Origin of the sequence: Psychrobacter proteolyticus (assembly GCF_039762275.1) — a bacterium.
GTDB classification, from domain to species: domain Bacteria; phylum Pseudomonadota; class Gammaproteobacteria; order Pseudomonadales; family Moraxellaceae; genus Psychrobacter; species Psychrobacter proteolyticus_C.
Genome location: NZ_JBDLOB010000003.1, coordinates 421,454 through 441,139, shown reverse-complemented (window position 1 = coordinate 441,139; position 19,686 = coordinate 421,454). Strand labels below are relative to the sequence as shown.

The 19,686-nt window shown below is 44.0% G+C and carries 14 protein-coding genes and 2 tRNA genes; 7 read left to right on the top strand and 9 right to left on the bottom strand.

What is annotated here, in order from left to right:
- Positions 1-204: 204 nt before the first annotated feature.
- From ABFV72_RS07700 to ABFV72_RS07675, 6 genes are all read right to left on the bottom strand, one after another.
- A complete protein-coding gene (locus tag ABFV72_RS07700; RefSeq protein ID WP_201568888.1) occupies positions 205-693 on the bottom strand; it encodes a M48 metallopeptidase family protein in 489 nt (162 codons plus the stop codon).
- Between the two features lie 221 nt (positions 694-914).
- A complete protein-coding gene (gene betT, locus ABFV72_RS07695) occupies positions 915-2,960 on the bottom strand; it encodes a choline BCCT transporter BetT (protein WP_347163037.1) in 2,046 nt (681 codons plus the stop codon).
- 292 nt (positions 2,961-3,252) lie between these two features.
- Positions 3,253-4,953: a choline dehydrogenase gene (gene betA / locus ABFV72_RS07690; protein ID WP_347163036.1), complete on the bottom strand. Its 1,701-nt coding sequence runs from the start codon at positions 4,951-4,953 to the stop codon at positions 3,253-3,255.
- 118 nt (positions 4,954-5,071) lie between these two features.
- Positions 5,072-6,574: a betaine-aldehyde dehydrogenase gene (betB, locus tag ABFV72_RS07685; RefSeq protein ID WP_347163035.1), complete on the bottom strand. Its 1,503-nt coding sequence runs from the start codon at positions 6,572-6,574 to the stop codon at positions 5,072-5,074.
- A gap of 147 nt (positions 6,575-6,721) precedes the next feature.
- Positions 6,722-7,291 (bottom strand): TetR/AcrR family transcriptional regulator, encoded by a 570-nt coding sequence (locus tag ABFV72_RS07680; protein ID WP_218870191.1) that lies wholly within the window; start codon positions 7,289-7,291, stop codon positions 6,722-6,724.
- A gap of 1 nt (position 7,292) precedes the next feature.
- The gene (locus tag ABFV72_RS07675) at positions 7,293-7,637 is read right to left on the bottom strand and encodes a DMT family transporter (RefSeq protein WP_057761111.1); all 345 of its coding nucleotides are present in this window, start codon (positions 7,635-7,637) and stop codon (positions 7,293-7,295) included.
- 505 nt (positions 7,638-8,142) lie between these two features.
- Here ABFV72_RS07675 and ABFV72_RS07670 point away from each other — a divergent pair.
- From ABFV72_RS07670 to ABFV72_RS07660, 3 genes are all read left to right on the top strand, one after another.
- Positions 8,143-8,218, top strand: a tRNA-Asn gene (locus ABFV72_RS07670).
- A 190-nt stretch (positions 8,219-8,408) separates the two neighbouring features.
- Positions 8,409-8,738, top strand: coding sequence for a hypothetical protein (locus ABFV72_RS07665; RefSeq protein ID WP_057761113.1), 330 nt, complete (start codon positions 8,409-8,411; stop codon positions 8,736-8,738).
- A 304-nt stretch (positions 8,739-9,042) separates the two neighbouring features.
- Complete coding sequence (locus ABFV72_RS07660) at positions 9,043-9,774, top strand: hypothetical protein (protein ID WP_347163034.1); 732 nt, start codon at positions 9,043-9,045, stop codon at positions 9,772-9,774.
- Between the two features lie 105 nt (positions 9,775-9,879).
- On the opposite strand, the gene ABFV72_RS07655 is transcribed toward ABFV72_RS07660, so the two are convergent.
- The 3 genes from ABFV72_RS07655 to ABFV72_RS07645 all read right to left on the bottom strand — a co-directional run bounded on the left by ABFV72_RS07655 (position 9,880) and on the right by ABFV72_RS07645 (position 13,308).
- Positions 9,880-9,970: transfer RNA gene (locus ABFV72_RS07655), tRNA-Ser, on the bottom strand.
- A 92-nt stretch (positions 9,971-10,062) separates the two neighbouring features.
- Positions 10,063-11,211, bottom strand: a complete 1,149-nt coding sequence (locus ABFV72_RS07650; protein ID WP_347163068.1) for a type I glyceraldehyde-3-phosphate dehydrogenase — start codon at positions 11,209-11,211, stop codon at positions 10,063-10,065.
- Between the two features lie 159 nt (positions 11,212-11,370).
- On the bottom strand, positions 11,371-13,308 hold the full coding sequence (locus tag ABFV72_RS07645) for an AAA family ATPase (RefSeq protein ID WP_347163033.1): 1,938 nt from the start codon (positions 13,306-13,308) through the stop codon (positions 11,371-11,373).
- A 326-nt stretch (positions 13,309-13,634) separates the two neighbouring features.
- Here ABFV72_RS07645 and exaC point away from each other — a divergent pair, with 326 nt between their 5' ends.
- The 4 genes from exaC to ABFV72_RS07625 all read left to right on the top strand — a co-directional run bounded on the left by exaC (position 13,635) and on the right by ABFV72_RS07625 (position 19,564).
- Positions 13,635-15,161: an acetaldehyde dehydrogenase ExaC gene (gene exaC / locus ABFV72_RS07640; RefSeq protein ID WP_347163032.1), complete on the top strand. Its 1,527-nt coding sequence runs from the start codon at positions 13,635-13,637 to the stop codon at positions 15,159-15,161.
- A gap of 157 nt (positions 15,162-15,318) precedes the next feature.
- Positions 15,319-15,645, top strand: a complete 327-nt coding sequence (locus ABFV72_RS07635; protein ID WP_057761120.1) for a DUF779 domain-containing protein — start codon at positions 15,319-15,321, stop codon at positions 15,643-15,645.
- A gap of 190 nt (positions 15,646-15,835) precedes the next feature.
- Complete coding sequence (locus ABFV72_RS07630; RefSeq protein WP_347163031.1) at positions 15,836-17,464, top strand: GMC family oxidoreductase; 1,629 nt, start codon at positions 15,836-15,838, stop codon at positions 17,462-17,464.
- A gap of 459 nt (positions 17,465-17,923) precedes the next feature.
- Complete coding sequence (locus tag ABFV72_RS07625; protein WP_201548897.1) at positions 17,924-19,564, top strand: ABC transporter substrate-binding protein; 1,641 nt, start codon at positions 17,924-17,926, stop codon at positions 19,562-19,564.
- The last annotated feature ends 122 nt before the right edge of the window (positions 19,565-19,686 follow it).

The window sequence follows — 19,686 nt, the reverse complement described above, 5'->3', positions numbered from 1 at the left end:
CAGATGATTGCCTTAAAAGAAGGTACGATATTTATGTGGCTGTTATTAAGATTACTATGAAAGTTATCAAGATTACTATTCATACTATAGTTGATTCAATTTAAAAGTAGTACAAGGCAACTGAGTGCAAGTTATACATTAGTATGCTTAGCGAGGATGACGATGTAGCGGATTTATATAGACTTAGACTTGACTATATTAGGGCTACAACTCTCGCCAGTGTAACCACAGTCGCGTATCCAGCTCAAATTGATGATACTCAGGCTCCATATGGCAGCATAATTGATAAAACGCTTTGTTATGCTCATGCTCTTTGAAATGGGCAAGCTCGTGCACCACTATCATGCGCAAAAACTCTGGCGGCGCGTCTTTAAATAGGCTGGCTACCGTGATGCTATTGTGCGATTTTAGCTTACTGCCCTGTACACGTGATTGCGTCGTATGGATACCCAGTGCATGTTTTAAAACCTTGAGCTTACTGCTATAGCTGACATTTGATAGCTGACCAATCTTACGCATGTATTGGGTTTTTATCTCATTTATATATTGATAGAGCGCTTTGTCGCTTTGGATTTGATGCTGAGTCGGGTACTTTTTTTCCAGATACTCGCCCAACCTACCATCAGTTATAAGCTGAGCAGCTTGAGTTTGAATCTGCTCTGAGTAATGCGCTATGTACTTTAATTTGGTCACAAGTGTATCCTTTGCTAATACGTTGCAGCGTATCAGTCGATCAATTTAATCTTAATGAATTTTACCTTATATTTGCGGCGCTTGTTTGCCACTTGTTTGAGATATGTCCTCAATTCAAACGACAGTTATTTATAAATAGTTATTCATAAAAAAAACCCATAAGCTGCGTTCAACTTATGGGGGCATTTTTACTAATAGTTTTACTTAAAAAGTGTGTCTGATTAACGCTCTAAATGCAAATACTGCAAATGACGCTCATACTGATTTAAAATATCAACCAATACTTGCTCTTTTGAGTAGCCAACCAAATCATACTCTTGCGAGCCTTCGCTTAAGAACACTTCCGCACGGTAGTAATACTCTGCGTGCTTGGTAGATGTGCTCAATGTAAAGTTAGGGCGATGAGCTTTAATCAGATTGACTTCATAAATAAAGTCATCTTCATCGCCATGACCGACACGCAGTTTTAGACCATCTACCTGACCACTGTCTTGATCCATACCTGCATCGATACCTTCACCGATACTAGCAAGGTTTTTAGTATCCAAAGAAGTTTTGAGACCACCTGCTTTAAACTCTTTTTCGACCTCAGACATCGCTGGCATCACGACCGTATGCAAGAATTTTTCAACCTGCGCATGTCCTGGGAAGCTCACAATACGTTGCAAGCGCGCTTTCCAGCTCTTCCCGCTGTCCAACACATTTGCCGTGCCGATTGTACTGGCTTTACGTTTGTTGCCTTCTTCTTTTAGCGACTTCCACATAGACATCATGTAAAGCACAAGAATGATAGAGAATGGCAAACCTGCAATGACAGAAACAGATTGCAATGAGGCAAAACCACCTGCAAATAGCAGTCCTAACGTAATAAGACCAGTCGCTGCTGCCCAAAACAGACGTAACCAAACAGGAGCATCGGTATCATTGGTCATACCTCTTGAGCTCAAGTTCGCTAATACTAACGCGCCTGAGTCAGCAGAAGTCACAAAGAAAATAAGACCAATAACCACACCAGCAAATGACAACACTTCGCTGTAAGGGAAGTACTCGAAAAGCGCAAACATGCCCATTGCCGCATCATTGACCGCGATTTCGCCAAGCTCTGTTGCGCCATTGGCAACCAAATCTATCGCTGAATTACCAAAGATAGAGAACCATGCAAAAATAAACCCAAGCGGAATAAACATTACGCCAAATACAAACTCGCGCAATGTACGGCCACGGCTAATACGTGCGATAAATAGACCTACAAATGGTGCCCAAGCAACCCACCATGCCCAGAAAAATATCGTCCACCAAGATTTCCACTCGGCACCAGCAGCACCGTCATAAGCATAAACATCAAAGGTTTTATAAACGATGGTTTGGAAATATTGACCGATATTTTGAGTAAAGGTATTTAATAGATACACCGTATTGCCCATTACCAATATGGCAAGCAACAACAGTATTGACGACAACATGTTGAATTCAGATAGACGACGAACACCTTTTTCGACACCTGTCATCGCAGAGACAGCAGCAGCAGCGACAACGCCCACAATGATCAGTGCCTGAACCATTTTGCTAGATTCGATACCGAACACATGCGTCAAACCAGCATTGGCCTGTAATACCCCAATACCCAAACTGGTCGCAATACCCATCAACGTACAGACGACGCCGAAGGTATCAATACCATCACCCAACCAGCCTTTGATTAAACGTTCACCAAATATCGGTGTCAGCGGCGAGCGTAGCGCGAGTGGCATGTTTTTGCGATAAGCAAAGTAAGCCAGCGCCATACCGATTAGTGCATAAATCCCCCAACCGTGTAGACCCCAGTGCAAAAAAGTCTGAGCAAGTGCTTCGCGCATGGCCTCAGTACTAGCAGGCTCTAGGCCTGTATGCGGGGTCAAATAATGCATCAAAGGCTCAGAGGCACCAAAGAACAACAGGTCAATACCAATACCCGCTGAGAACAGCATAGCCGCCCACGCTAAAAACGGAAATTGTGCTTTTTCGTGGTCTTGACCGAGCTTGATATCGCCGTACTTAGAAAAACCAACAAACAACGCAAAGATACTATAAGCGGCAACCACCAACATATAATACCAGCCAAACTTGTCTGATACCCAAGTCATGCTCGCGCTCAACAAGGCCTCACTATAATCTGGAAAAGCGATGGTCCAGATTATCAATAAAATAGAAATAATAGCTGAGCCCATAAACACGGTTTTGTTTAGGGTCAGAGGTTTCGTCACATCTTGTGATGGCGAACTGTACATAAAAGACCTCAATAAGTAAATTAAACAGGGTCCGATATTGCTTTGTCCGGCATCGTCTAATAGTAGACTGATGATCTATAACCGTATAACGTGGAACCAACCGCATGACGGACAAAGCAGTACCAATAAATAAAAAGCTAATAAAATTATAAACAAATTCAACCTGAACAGTATTCATTATTCTAATACGTTAGCGCTGATAGAAAAGGCCTCTACTTGGAAAGGCCTTTTGGTTAAAATTTTCTCATATCGTTATTTAGTCAGTATCCTGTATGCAGGCTTATATCGCAGCCTACACTGTCGAGAGATAATCACGCATCGGCTCTGAGCGCAGCGGTGCACCATTGGCCACGTAATAATCTGCCGTTGAACGTGGCAGCTGTACGCCTCTCATCTTGTCGACGATTTTTTCGGCCAACATGATAGTTGTAGCATTGAGGTTACCACTAATAATGTTTGGCATGATAGACGCATCGACGACTCGCAAGCCATCAATACCATGTACCAGACCTTCGCCGTTTACCACCGAATCGTTATCTTCACCCATCGCACAAGTACAAGATGGATGATAAGCCGTCTCACTATGATTGCGTACGTATTCATCTAATTGGGCGTCGGTGACCAGATCATCAGTCGGTGCGATCGCGCGACCACGATAAGGATCAAGCGCTGGCTGATGCATGATCTCACGTGTAATACGCATTGCAGCACGGAACTCTTGCCAGTCTTGATCATGCGACATGTAGTTAAATAAAATACTTGGATGTGCTTTTGGATCACGTGATTTTAGCTTGACGCGGCCACGGCTTGGTGAGCGCAATGAGCCGACGTGTGCTTGGAAGCTATGTGATTTTACAGCACTGCGGCCATCGTAGCGTACAGCTAATGGCAAGAAGTGATACTGAATGTTTGGATGGGTAAACTTCTCATCCGTACGGATGAAACCACCACCTTCGAATTGATTCGACGCACCAAGACCTGTGCCATTGAATAACCATTCTGCACCAATCGCAGGCTTATTCCACCATTTATTGGCAGGCGCGATCGACACTGGCAGTTTGCATTCATACTGCATATACAGCTCTAGATGGTCTTGTAAGTTATTACCGACACCTGGCAGATCCAATATTTCAGTCACGCCAGCGTCTTTTAACCACTGACCAGGTCCGATACCTGAACGCTGCAGCAGTTGCGGTGAGGCAATCGCACCAGATGAAACAATCACTTCGCGAGCGGCATGGAAGTTTTTGGTCTGGCCTTCGTGTTCGACTTTGACACCGACAGCGCGCTTGCCGTCGAATAAAATTACGTCAGTCAATGCACCCGTCAAAATCGTAATATTGCTACGCGGTTTGGCACGATCAAGATAGCCGCGAGCCGTTGAAGCACGGCGACCGTTAGGCGTCACAAAGCGATCCATCGGACCAAAACCTTCTTGCTGATAGCCGTTTAGATCTTCGGTACGTGGATAGCCCGCTTGTACGCCCGCTTCAATCATAGCTTGGAACAGTGGATTGACCCCTGGCTTTGAGGTAGTCATTTCAACAGGACCACCCACACCGTGATAGTCATTTTCGCCAGCGTCACAGTTTTCCAGCTTTTTGAAGTACGGCAGGCAATCCGAATACGTCCAGTCTGATAGGCCTTTTATCTTAGACCAGTCATCAAAATCTAGCGCATTACCACGGATGTAGCACATACCGTTAATCAGTGATGAACCACCTAGCCCTTTACCGCGGCCACAGTCCATGACACGGTTATTCATATAGGGCTCAGGATCTGTCTTGTAACCCCAGTTATAAGTCGTCCCTTGTAGCGGCATGGCAAGCGCAGCTGGCATTTGGGTACGGAAATCAAAACGATAATCTGGACGACCTGCTTCTAACAGCAGTACCTTAATATTGGCATCTTCGGTCAGACGTGTGGCCAGCACATTTCCTGCTGAGCCTGCTCCGACGATAATATAGTCATACTCAGGTGTGGTTGATGTCATAACATACTCCATAATATTGAAAAAACATAAATCGTTTAGGGTCAGTAAGGTGTCCTAAAAAGGCTAAATAAAAGCTGATAAGCAACCTTACTGGCTTGGTTTTTCTCAATAAGATTGATTAAAAGACAGATTCAAACGCACCCAACTCTACTTGGATAGATTTGTTCTGAGTATAGTGTTCGAGCGCTTCGATACCGTTTTCACGGCCGATACCAGAATGCTTGTAACCACCTACTGGCATTTGTGCTGCCGACTCGCCCCATGTATTCAACCAGCAGATGCCAGCTTCGATCTGAGCGATGACTCGATGTGCGCGTTTTAGATCTGCAGTCACAACCCCAGCGGCCAAGCCATAATCGGTATCATTGGCACGGCGAATGACCTCTTCTTCGGTCTCGTACGTCAATATCGACATTACTGGGCCAAAGATTTCTTCGCGTACGATAGTCATATCGTCCGTGCAATCAGTGAATACTGTCGGTGCAACAAATGCGCCGTTTGCAAGCTCGTTTGTTGTAACGCGCTCGCCACCTGTTAGCAGACGTGCGCCGCCTTTTTTACCTTGCTCGATATAGCCAAGCACGCGTTCCATATGCGGGAAGCTAACCAGTGGACCCATATTAATGTTCTCATCCATAGGGTCGCCCAGTCTAATACGCTCAACACGGGTTAAGATGGCTTGCTCAAACTTAGCTTGTAGCGCTTTAGGGACGAATACGCGCGTACCGTTGGTACATACCTGACCAGTACTATAGAAGTTGGCCATCATAGCGATGTCAGCAGCGGTATCGATATCTGCGTCATCAAATATGATCAATGGTGATTTGCCGCCAAGCTCTAAAGTTACGTCTTTTAGAGATGAGCTTGCTGCGCTCGACATGACTTTTTTGCCAGTCGGTACGCCACCCGTGAACGATACTTTTGCAATATCTGGGTGATCGGTTAGCGCCTGACCCACTTCATAGTTACCTTGTACCACGTTGAACACACCATCTGGCAATCCAGCTTCTGTCAATATTTCTGCCAGTTTTAATGCCGTCAACGGTGTCACTTCTGATGGCTTAAAAATCATCGCATTACCAGCAGCCAATGCAGGTGCTGCTTTCCACATCGCGATTTGAATAGGATAGTTCCACGCGCCAATACCTGCGACCACGCCTATTGGCTCGCGGCGAGTGTATACAAAACTAGTATCACGCAATGGAATCTGACGTCCTTCAATCATAGGCGCCAGCCCTGCATAGTATTCAACGACGTCAGCACCAGTGACGATATCGACGTACTTCGTCTCAGAGTAGGCTTTACCTGTGTCTTTGGTCTCAAGTAGTGCCAACACATCATTGCGCGTACGCAATATCTCAACAGCCTTTGATAAAATTCGGCCACGCTCAACCGCTGTCATCGCCGCCCAAACTTTTTGACCTTTATGTGCGGCTTTTACGGCTTCATCAATCTGCTCATTGCTCGTTTGCTGAATCGTTGCCAATACTTCACCAGTGGCTGGATTGATATCTTCAAAAGTCGCTAGCGACTCATCAACCGCTAGATAGCGACCGTTGATATAAGCTGTTTGTACTTGGTCTAAATCGATAATATCTGTCAAATTATTAAAATCAGTCATAAATTCTCCTTGGGACAATATACAAAAGCCGCTATATAAAGGCTTTTATCACATAATGTCGTCGTTAGTTAAGTTTCGAAATTTAGTCTTTAAGAAATTTAGTCTTTAAATAGTGAAATAAAAGTTATTTTATAAATAAGCATCGTTTTATAAATCAAAGTCTTGTTGTGTCATTTTTATCAAGCGATCGCGCAATGATTGTTTGTCTGCGATATCGATACCTGAAAAGTCTGAGAGCCAAATACCGTCAGCGACAAGGCGAACCATACATAATGTCTCGGTATTATCCGTTGCTGCATGTTTTTTGAGTTGCTCATTCGCCCATTTAGCCCACAACTCACGCAGCTCACTATCACCTAGCATTAGTACATATAAGGTCGCTTGATTATCGTATTCTTCCTGCCCTTGTTCACCGAGACTGATGGTGGCATCTATATAAGCGCGGGTGAATGAACCGTACTTAACAGGATCATCAGCCATTGCTGCGTTTACTTCTGCCTCAAATTTAGCCATTGCATCATTGAAGACTTCTAGCACGAGTGCGTTTTTGGTAGAAAAATGATGCATTACACCACCCTTTGTCACCCCAACCGCATCAGCGACTGCCTGAAACGTCACTTTGGATAGGCCTTGCTCCAACGTGATACGTGCTGCCTGATCTAACAACGCACGACGAATAACTTCTGGCTGTTTTTTACGCTTATAAGCATTTTCCATATCAATGCACCACAGAATTAGACAATAAGTTCATCACAACAACACCGCCGACGATCATCGCGATACCGACCACTGCTGCTGTATCAAGATTTTGCTTGAATAGCACCACACCAGCGAGTGATGTCAGTACAATTCCAAGCCCGCCCCACAGCGCGTACGCAATGCCTAGCGGTATGGTCTTGAGCGTCTGAGCCAATAAATAAAATGAAACCGCATAGAGCGCGCCCATCATCAAGGTTGGCACCAAACGGGTAAACTGTTCTGACTTTACCAAAAAAGTCGTACCCACCACTTCGCATATAATGGCAATAGTCAGATAACCGTAAGCAATCGTAGTAGGACTCATCTTTAGAACACCCGCCTTTGTTCAACGCATGCTATGAAAAAACATAGCAAAGAAACCACATGGTCGGTATTTTATAGAACTCTACTGCCAATGTGAAGGGCTGTCTTGCAACTTTATTGTGTCAAACGGTATCGCATCACCTTTACATTCAAAAATACAAAGCATTAAATCCAGTTTTACTTTGCCGAATTGATGTCTGGTTCTATATTTTTATCGTTTGTCCTATGTGCCATATAAAATTTTCTGAAAATAATTTTTATTTCTAAAGCACATTTTATTTTTAAAACACATTTGTCGTCATTTCCTACTAAGTGCTGCCTTGAAATAGCCTATCTGATAAGGGATTGGCGTTAATTTTCAATAATTGCGATAATATTTATAATTAAACGCATAATAAGGTTGACAGCCTGTAGTGACTTGGCTAAAATGTGCCCCACATAACGCAAACAAGCTAATTAACTGCTTTAATATAAAGCGTCAATAACTTGCTGTTATGACCAGCTATTCTCCAATAGCTCAGTTGGTAGAGCAACGGACTGTTAATCCGTGTGTCCCTGGTTCGAGCCCAGGTTGGAGAGCCATATACTAAAAACCTTCATCATAATTTGATGGAGGTTTTTTTATTGCTGCGTCTTTTATATTTACTTCTAATAATATTAGCACGGCTGTGGTGTTCTTTTAGACATTTTTGTTGTATGGTAAGATTAGTTTTGATTGGGTTCGTTTTTGTTTGAGTGCTTCGCTCTTACTCACTAAAAGTAATGGTTTATTATGATACCTGTACGTATAAAAAATAAGTTTTCTGATCATCCGCAAAAAATCATGCGCCCGATTAGTATTCGTTTGTCTGAAGAAATGATTGGTCTATTAGAAACGACGTCATCAGACTTGGGCTTTAAGCGCATTCAAGGGCTTATTCGTCTTTATATTCGTCAGGGCTTGGATCGTGACCATCAGGATTATACGCTTGCCCATGATGAAGTATTCATCGAAACGCTACGTAAGCGCGGTGTCAGCCAACATATTATCGATGAAGCGATTGTAGTGACGCATAATAACAACATCACTCATCCGCTATCTGAGTTACAAGACAACGATTAAACAATTAATAGTATCGCTGCTAAATAGTATTAAAATAAAAAAGACCAAGTTTGCTAACGCGAGCTTGGTCTTTTTTGTGGCTGCTATAAAAGTTAAAGCATTACTGATTCTTCTCTAACTCTCTTCTTGTTATGTCCTTCTTGCACCTGATTCATAGTACATATGTTTTTAAGTACTCTGCGATATTTGCGATTTTAGTTAGCCATAATTAAACACAACAGATGTTTAAACAAGGTATATTAAGCATATAGTCGCGACTATTTATAAGGTTTCAACATAATAAAGATCTGTAAGGAGGGGTACGATGACGGACTTACATCAGCGTTTCAACAAAACTTTGTTTTCAACCATGATGGTAGCAATGCTAGTGATTGCGACTGGCTGCTCATCGCCGCAGACTGATCCAAGTAAGACAACCATACCGACAGATTCTGACCAATGGCAAAAAAAGTTAGGGCAAACTTTTGAGCAGTTGTCTGAGGCCGATCAACAAGTACTCAGCCGATATATGCTGCGTATGAAATTGAGCGACGCTTATGAATCAGGAGCCATGCCGCGCACCACTATCAAGCAAGCGCTAATACAACAGCGTGAATATGAACGTCTGCATCCAAACAACCCAACGGGTAAGAAAAGCCCAATTGTCAAAGGTCAGGCGACTAATGCTACCGCACAGATGTATCCTGTCGCCCTACTACCTGTAAAAACCAGTGATAGCGATAGCTTAAATCAAGTCAAAATGCAGTTTATGCTATCCAATCATGGCAAAAGCGCGATAAAAAGTTTTAAAGGGACGCTAACCATGAAGGATGCCAATCTGACAAAGGGCAAAAACTTTAATGTGCCTTTGACAACGTTTGATCCACCTATCGCACCAGAGCAGTCTGGCAAGATCATTATTGAAAGCAGTATTGAGGATATCAATGTCATGCGCGCTATCAAAAATGCTAGTGGCATCACTATTGAGATTAATAAAGGCACGCTTACCTTAATAGATGATCAGACAATCGAATTTGAAAACTCACTGGTGAAGTAGCTGTATAACCTACTATTGAGGATCTTATAGAAGGTACTAATTAATACTTTTATCAATACCATAAAAAAAAGCCCCAATCATTGCTGATTGGGGCTTTTTTGAATTTGGCGGAGACGGAGAGATTCGAACTCTCGAAGGGCTATTAACCCTTGTCGGTTTTCAAGACCGGTGCATTCAACCGCTCTGCCACGTCTCCATTGGTGCATCATTATATAGATATCATTTTATAATGCAAGCCCCTAAACTAAAAAAATCCAATTAATTTTCGAATACTTGTAAATTGATGCATTATCGCTTGCTTGAGGCCAGATGTAAGCACATATCGAGCAACCTATTAGCATAGCCCCATTCATTATCGTACCATGCAAAAACCTTATATTGACCGCCTACTTGCATAAGCTGTTGCCCATCAATGATAAGCGACTCAGTCTGATGGATAAAGTCACTAGATACCAGTGGCTCATCGGTATAAGCCATGATGTCATGCAAATGCGCCTGACTGGCAGACTTGAGTACTTCTCGCACTGTCTCAACATCGACATCTGGCGTATCAAATACAAAGGTGACATCAATCGCAGCTACGTCGATAGTGGGCACCCGTATCGAATGTCCATTTATCTTGCCGACCATGGCTGGTAGCACTCGTTCTGTCGCAGCGATACTACTGGATGTCGTTGGGATAATGTTATAGCCAGAAGCGCGCGCCCGTCTTGGATCTCGATGTGCTTGATCGAGCACTGTCTGATCAGCAGTGACTGCATGAATCTCTGTCATCATGGCGGACTGCACACCGAACGCCTTATCTAGCGTATCAATCAACGGTACCAATGCCTGCGTGGTGCAAGAAACACTAGAAATAATCGGTAGCTCAAGCGTGAGCGCATCGGTATTCACACCCATCACGATACAGGCATCCACATCGTCAAATGGCGCGGCACCGATAATTACTTGCTGCGCGCCAGCATCAATATGTAGCATCGCTTGTTCATACGAGCGAAAATGCCCAGTACACTCTAGTACTACATCGACACCCAGCGCCTGCCAAGGTAAATTTTGAGGATCAGGCTCTGATAGCATATTGATGCAGTAAGTCAGATTGTTTTTGGTCAGACAGAGCTCAGTCTTGCTCATATCACCTGACTCACTTTCTACAATCTCAGCATTTACCCCTAATCGACTGAGGCGACCATGGGTGCTGTCAAACTTGAGTAAATGCAACAAGATATCCGCTGGCGCTAAATCATTAATTGCCACTACATGAATCGCACGGCCCAACACTTCGAAGCGCTCTAGCAAAGCACGAAGTACATTGCGCCCTATACGACCAAAGCCATTGATAGCGACTCTCAGTGGCTGTGTGTGCTCACCAGTAGTACGGAACGTCGCCGCTATCGGGTCAGAGGTCAATTGATAAGTAGCGCTCGAAAAATCAGGCATAACATCGGACATAAAGGGTATCGCTATAAATGGGTGTAAAAACTGAGCGTTATCACGTTAGGTCCGCTAATGACTGCTAAATACTAAGAAATAGCAAAAATAAAGCCTATAAAAATAAAGGTGACAAAGTTATAGGCAATAAAATTATAAGCAGCAAAACTATGGAGTGATAAAAATCAATGCGAGGCGAATGGTATTGTAGTCAATGCTCTGCTTAAGATGATCATATATCGGACGGAGTTTGATGCTACCATCATCATTGAAGTCATTTGGATTATTGGCGACTTTAATAGCGACATAGGCGTTACCAACGGCTGTCATTACCTCATCATCTGGACGCAAATGATCGCAGGCAAGGCTTGGGTCTTGCGATTTTAGGTCAGCAATGTGACGCATGATGGTCGACTGTGACAACTGACGCGCTTGTGATATCTCCGCAATGGTCAAACTCTCTTCTAACAACACTCTGGTCGCAAGTAGAGTACTGTCTGATTTGTCAGAGACCTGATTGCCTAACTTCTGTTTTTTATCGATTTTCGCTTGCTGTTGTTCGCGGCGCTTCTTTTGTAGGGTGGCGTAAGCATCGATTACCGACTTGCTCAATGTCCCACCTGACTTCAGCACGAATTTTTCATGTGCTTGCTGCATGCTTTCTTCATCTAGCATCGCATAGTTGGCATCCGCTTCTTCAGACAGTACTAGAAACCGCTTGTCTGCGCCGCGAGCCAATGGATCAAGTTGCAAGCTCATGTCGTTCATACCCAGCAGCTGTAGACCTGATAGCGATTTGAGGCGTGATAATGCTACATAGCCTTGTCCCAACTCAAAGGTACGCGACAAATCAATTTCAGCCGCATCGAGGGTCATGCCCTGCGATTTATGGATGGTAATCGCCCATGCCAGACAGAGCGGCACTTGTAAGTAACTTGCCAGCACATCACCCGTTTCGTCTTCGATAATCCATTCTTCAGGCTCAGCGATGACTTCTCGTCCTGAATTAAGCCGCACGACAGGCATTTTCTGGGTCGTTGGTTTCTTTGACTTCGGTTTTTCTTTGTCTTTTTTAGCAGCGGGCTTTTTACCTTTTGTCGTTTTTTCGCCAGCAGCATCCTCATCAGCGTCATCACTGCTATCGTCTTCAATTAACGCATCATTACTGTCTTTATCGTCTATTTTGACAGCAGCAAACCCTATCAACTCGCCCATCGTTCCGTTAGAGACACCAAGCTCAGCATTGTTTTTGATAAACATGACCTTGGCGCCGACTTTGAGAATCAGCTCGTCTTGGGTACGCACGGTCTTTTTTAGCGTCTCAACCAGCTTACTATCGCCTGTCGCCGTCGCCTCAAAACGCATCATCTCGCCATCTAGAGACGCCAGTTCTTTGTCATTGATTTTATTGACGTTGAGGTTATGGGTATACAGCCGAGTACGCTTGATATCGACACTTTGGTCATACGTCGCTTCTAAAGCAGCAATCGCCTCAAAGGTTACTTCCTGACGGCGGATTTGGTTAAGAATGTCATCCAAATCCAGACCGCCATTGGCTGCATCGCTGACTTGACGATGCTGCTCAGACAAGTAGCAAATATGGAACTTGGCATCGAGCCACGCTTCGGACATAAAGGCAAACTTTTCACGATTCGTCTCACCTTTACTGCCAATCGGCGGTAACTGGAAAAAGTCTCCTGCGACTACGACCTGAATACCGCCAAACGCTTTGTCATTTTTGCGAATGTGCTTGAGCACTTGGCTGACCAAGTTAAGCTGCTTGGCATGTAGCATTGATATCTCGTCAATGACCAATACCGCAGTATCTTTCAATCTGTCTGCTAAAAACTGCTTGCGTGACAAAGTAGATAAATCTCGATCAGTGAGCTCATCTTTGATACCGATGCCTGACCAACTATGAATCGTCGTGCCATTCATATGCGTGGCGGCAATACCCGTACTGGCTGTCACCGCAACAGGGACACGGCGGGCGCGTAGATAATCGATGTATTGATTGAGAGTATAGGTCTTACCTGAACCTGCTGAGCCAGTCAAAAAGACGTTTTGACCTGTTTTTAGGATATCAAGAGCAGAAGATTGACGCATAGATCCAAACCAACCAATATTATTAAGAAGAAATAGTACAAAAAGAAAGCCGCCATGATTAACTCCATAACCATAGCTAGCCAAAGTAGATGCTCACAATTATAACAGCTGCATACCGTTTGCGAACCATTTTAACCGACTCATATCACATAACTTAAAGTTATGCGATACAAAATATATCATTATAAAAAGTCATTATCGTTCTGCTAAAAAGCTCAGTACGATAGGATGATAACTTGGTTAGGAAGACCAAGAATGTATTTTTAAATGGTCACACCTAAGTAACCATATTTTAAATAACCATAATACACAACAAGGAGTGGTTAATGTTATACGCTTATCCCAATACTGAAAACAGTCCCGTCCAATTCCGCGAAAAATACGATAACTTTATTAATGGTGAGTGGACCCCTCCTGTCGATGGAGAGTACTTTGACAACCCAAGTCCTATCGATGGTAAAACCATTTGCCAAGTCGCCCGTTCAAAAGAAGCAGATATCGAAAAAGCCCTAGATGCCGCGCATGCTGCCAAAGACGCTTGGGGCAAAACCAGCGTCGCTGAACGTGCCAATTTATTATTAAAAATCGCAGATAGCATGGAAGCCAATATAGAAGCGATCGCTATTGCTGAATGCTACGAAAACGGCAAGCCTGTACGCGAGACCTTGATGGCAGATATTCCACTAGCCATCGATCAATTCCGTTATTTCGCCAGTGCCATCCGCGCCCAAGAAGGCGGTATCAGTCAAATTGATGAAGACACCGTTGCTTATCATTTCCATGAGCCGCTAGGCGTTGTCGGGCAGATTATCCCATGGAACTTCCCTATTCTAATGGCAGTATGGAAAATCGCCCCGGCTCTAGCCGCTGGTAACTGTATCGTCATGAAGCCTGCTGAGCAAACGCCTGCCTCTATACTATATATGTTAGAAGCGATCGGTATCGCTGATATCTTACCTAAAGGCGTGTTAAACATCGTCAATGGCTTTGGTGTCGAAGCTGGTAAACCACTTGCCTCAAACCCACGTATCAACAAAGTTGCCTTCACTGGTGAGACCACAACGGGTCGCCTCATCATGCAGTACGCCAGCGAAAACATCATTCCAGTGACGCTAGAGCTTGGCGGCAAAAGCCCAAATATCTTCTTTGCTGATGTCATGGACGAAGACGATGACTTCTTGGACAAAGCGGTTGAAGGCTTAGTCATGTTTGCCCTAAACCAAGGTGAGGTTTGTACGTGCCCATCACGTGCGCTCGTACACGAAAGCATCTATGACGAATTTATCAAACGCTGTATCGCTCGTGTCGAAGCCATCAAAATGGGCAATCCTCTAGATACTGAGACTATGATTGGTGCGCAAGCCAGCTCAGATCAGTTAGAAAAGATTCTATCTTATCTTGATATCGGTAAAAAAGAAGGCGCAAAAGTCCTAGTCGGTGGCGATCAAGCCAAACACGATGGCGACCTAGCAGACGGCTATTATGTTAAGCCAACTATCTTTGAAGGTACCAACGACATGCGCGTGTTCCAAGAAGAAATTTTTGGACCTGTGCTCGCTGTCACTACCTTTAAAGACGACGAAGAAGCTATGCAAATTGCCAACGACACCCTATATGGTCTAGGCGCTGGCGTTTGGACACGTAGCGTACATAAGGCCTATCGTTTCGGACGTGGTATTCAAGCGGGCCGCGTATGGACCAACTGCTATCATCTATATCCATCACACGCGGCATTCGGTGGCTATAAGCAATCAGGTATCGGCCGCGAAAACCATCTGATGATGCTCGATCATTATCAACAAACCAAAAACATGCTGGTCTCGTACAGTCCTAAAAAAATGGGTTTCTTCTAATCTAATCTGTGAACGCATGACAGTACTTAGAAAACAAATGCAATCTGTCGCAAGATAGGTTGCATTTTCACTTTAAGAAGTCGTAAAAAGCCATGTTTTGAATAATAGCTTTTCATAACGATATGGTTTTTCGACACTGATAACATAGGAGTTGAGTATGAAAATTGCAGCAACAGAATCTTGTAAAGCGTTAATTGAGCTATTGAAATCCAAGCACGGTGAGCTGATGTTTCACCAATCAGGTGGCTGCTGCGATGGTAGCTCGCCCATGTGCTATCCATTAGGAGAGTTCAAAGTAGGTGGTCAGGATGTGCTGGTTGGTGAACTTGCTGGCTGCCCATTTTATATGGGCAAGGCACAGTACAATTTATGGCAGCATACCGATCTCACCATTGATGTCGTCAATGGGCGCGGTGCGAGCTTTTCATTAGAAATCCCTGAAGGCAAACGCTTTATCGTACGCTCAGAAATCTGTGCGATATAAGGTCGTTTGGTGCAAAACTAGGTAGCATTAATCTTAAATAATGTACCGAATATAACAGTCTTAGCTTGTCCTATGATATTGGCGCAAACAGATACCGCAGAGTCATTTTTATTTTATTATTTCAGCAAAATAATAGTTACTGTAAAGCGTACCCTATTTTAATTAGCATGGATGCTATAAGGAATATGAAATGGAATTTGACACAACATTTGACTATGTCATCGTCGGTGGTGGATCAGCAGGTTGCGTGCTCGCCAGCCGTCTCACTGAAAACCCAGATATCAGTGTCTGTTTATTAGAGTACGGCGGTGATGGCAAAGATCTAGCAGTACGCGTGCCTGCTGGACTGATTCTGATGGTTCCTGGTAAACCGCTGAAATTGAACAATTGGTGCTTTCACACCACTCCGCAAGAGCACCTTAATAACCGTAAAGGTTTTCAGCCGCGTGGACAATGTTTGGGCGGCTCATCAGCTATCAATGCCATGATCTATACGCGCGGTAGTAAGCTAGATTATGAGCGCTGGGTAGAGCAAGGTTGTACTGGCTGGGGATTTGACGATGTATTGCCTTACTTTATCAAAGCTGAAAACAACGTTCGTGGTAGCGATGACCTACATGGCGATAGCGGGCCGCTGCATGTTAGCGACCTACTCAGTCCACGAGACATCTCTAAGGCATTCGTAGAAGCTGCGATTGCCAATGGCCTAGATCATAACACCGACTTTAATAGCGAAAGGCAAGACGGTACAGGGTTGTATCAAGTCACTCATTTCCATGGTGAAAAACAAGGCCAACGCTGCTCTGCCGCGGCCGCCTATCTACATCCTGTACAAAACCGTACCAACCTAACTGTTATCACTCATGCGCAGGCTAACCGCGTCATTATCAAAGACAATCAAGCGACAGGTGTCGTCTACGAAAAAGACGGTGTCGAACATACTGTCACGGCGCGTCATGAAGTCCTTCTATCAGGTGGCGCATTTGGTTCACCCAAAGTCCTAATGCTCTCAGGTATTGGTCCTGCAGAGCATTTGCAGTCTCATGGTATCGATGTGGTGGTAGATGCACCTGAAGTCGGTGGTAATTTGCAGGATCATTTAGACGTCGTCTTTGATTACGAGGTCAATACGACTGATGTCATCGGTATTGGCATGGCATCGATTTCGACATTGACCAAAAGCATTCGGCAGTGGAGAAAAGACGGTACAGGGTTACTGTCTACCAACTATGCAGAAGCAGGTGCGTTCTTTAGCGTCGGTGATGACCCAAAAGAGTGGCCAAATACACAGCTGCACTTTGTCATCTCACGCGTGATCGAGCACGGTCGCGATCTCAGACGCGGCTTCGCTGTCTCCTGTCACAGTTGCTACTTACGACCTGAAAGTCGAGGTACTGTCAGATTGGGCTCAGCCGACCCATCCGATGCTGTCTTGATCGATCCAAACTATCTGTCGCATCCAAAAGACGTAGAGTATATGGTAGCCGGTGCCGAGCGTACTCGCGCCATCATGCAAGAGTCTGCACTTGCTAAGTACATCACTGAAGACTACCCCGCCCCTTACCTCGAAAAAGACGGCATGCTCGGCTATATCCGAAATAAGTCAGATACCATCTATCATCCGGTAGGTACTTGCCGCATGGGCTCAGATGACAGCTCTGTAGTTGATTTGGAATTAAAGGTACGAGGTGTGAGTGGATTACGAGTCATCGATGCATCAGTGATGCCAACGCTTATTAGCGCCAATACCAATGCGCCAACTATTATGATTGCCGAAAAAATAGCCGATCTCATTAAGGCAAATCATGGCCCTATTTGATGCTGTATTGGGCAAACTGCTTATAGCTAATTGCTTTAAAGAGACATAACTTTATTATTTCTAATTGTTTACACTTAGTAAAATTGTAACTAGTTAGAAATTTAAAAGTGTGTCTCTTTGCTACTTAGAGCGAATAAACATAAAGCCATAGAATTTAGTATTTAATATCTTCTTGATGCTAAATACGGTAAAACCGTGCATTTTTTATCAAAATTAGTCTATTTATCACTTGCATTACCACAGATTAAGAGAGTATATTCGAACGACTTGTTTATATTTTTAGTTTCTATCCATATAATTTAAAGTTATAACAACCTTTAATATGTTTTATTTTGTATATATAAAATACTGCATAGATAGATACTTTAGAGGTCACTAAACGCTTTCTCACCGTATTCATGATCGAGTACGAACATATGGATACATGAGTACCTACCTACCATTACATAGGATGTAATAATGCAAAAATCACTCTTCAAACTTACGATGTTGGCGACGTTTGTCTTAGGTATCAGCGCCTGTAGTGGAGACAACAAAACTACGGATGACTCTGCTGCTAGTTCAGATGCCAAAGCCGCCAAAACATTGCTCTATTGCTCAGAAGGTAGCCCTGCCGGATTTGATCCAGCGCAATATACTTCAGGTACGGATTTTGATGCGAGTGCCTTCCCTATTTACAATGGCTTGGTAGAATTCAAAAGAGCGGAGACTGAGATTCAACCAGGACTTGCTGAAAGCTGGGATATTAGCGAAGACGGCAAGACTTATACCTTTAATCTACGTAAAGGGGTTAAGTTCGGTACAACCGACTACTTTACTCCGACACGCGATTTCAACGCGGATGACATTGTCTTTACGCTAGAACGTATCACTGACCCCGACTTTGAATTTAACAAAGCTTATCCTGCTGAATTCCCATATTCAGTCGGCATGGGACTACCTGATATTATCTCTAATATCGAAAAGGTCGACGACTATACGGTAAAAATCACCCTTAGCGAAACCAATGCGCCGTTCCTACAGAACCTAGCGATGCCTTTTGCTTATATTGGTTCTGCTGAGTACGCAGATCAATTACTAGCCTCTGGCAATGCTGCTGATATCAATACTAAGCCCGTCGGTACTGGACCTTTTGTCTTTACCTCATACCAGAAAGACGCGCAAATTCGTTATACCAAAAATCCAGACTATTGGAATAAAGACGACATCTATATCGACAACTTAGTGTTTGTCATCACTAAAGACTCAGCTGTTCGTGCTCAAAAAGTGCAAGCTGGCGAATGTCACGTGTCCGCTTATCCAAAACCTGCCGAAATCGAATCTGTTAAAAAATCAGGTAAAGCCACCGTTCTGGATCAGCCTGGCTTCAACGTTGGCTATGTCGGTTACAACGTAGAAAAACCTCAATTAAGCGATCTTAAAGTGCGTCAAGCATTAGATATGGCGATCAACAAAGACGCTATTATCAATGCGGTTTATCAAAGCGAAGGCCTCAAAGCAACCAACCCAATGCCGCCAACGCAGTGGGGCTATGATGAGTCACTTAAAGATGCGCCTTACGATGTTGAGAAAGCAAAAGCGCTGATCAAAGAAGCTGGCGCGGATAACCTTTCTATCAATCTATGGTATATGCCAGTTCAGCGTCCGTACAACCCAAATGCCAAGCTAATGGCTGAAATGCTACAAGCAGATTGGGCGAAGATTGGCGTCGATACCAAGCTTGTGACTTATGAGTGGGGCGAGTACCTAAAACGCGCTGCTAAAGGCGAGCCTGATGTCATTCTAGCAGGTTGGACTGGCGATAATGGTGATCCAGACAACTGGCTTGGTTCGTTATTGTCTTGTGACGCGGTCGGTGGTAACAACTACTCGCGCTGGTGTAACAAAGACTTCGATAATTTGGTGACCAATGCCCGTCAGATTAACAATCAAGATGAGCGTGTCAGTGAATATGAGCAAGCTCAGCAGATATTCAAAGAGCAGCTTCCTTGGACGACGATGGCGCATTCGGTAGTAACCGTATTCACCGCACCGAACGTGGTCGATTATAAAATCAGCCCACTCGGCTCAATACGCTTCGATGGTGTAAAAGTTGAATAACCTTGACTGATTAATCCATTACAACATAAGCAATTTATTCATTTTATTCATTCATATAAGTGCGGCTGGGTCAGATACTCTGCTCCAGCCGAATTGATATGAATGATATGAACAATATGAAC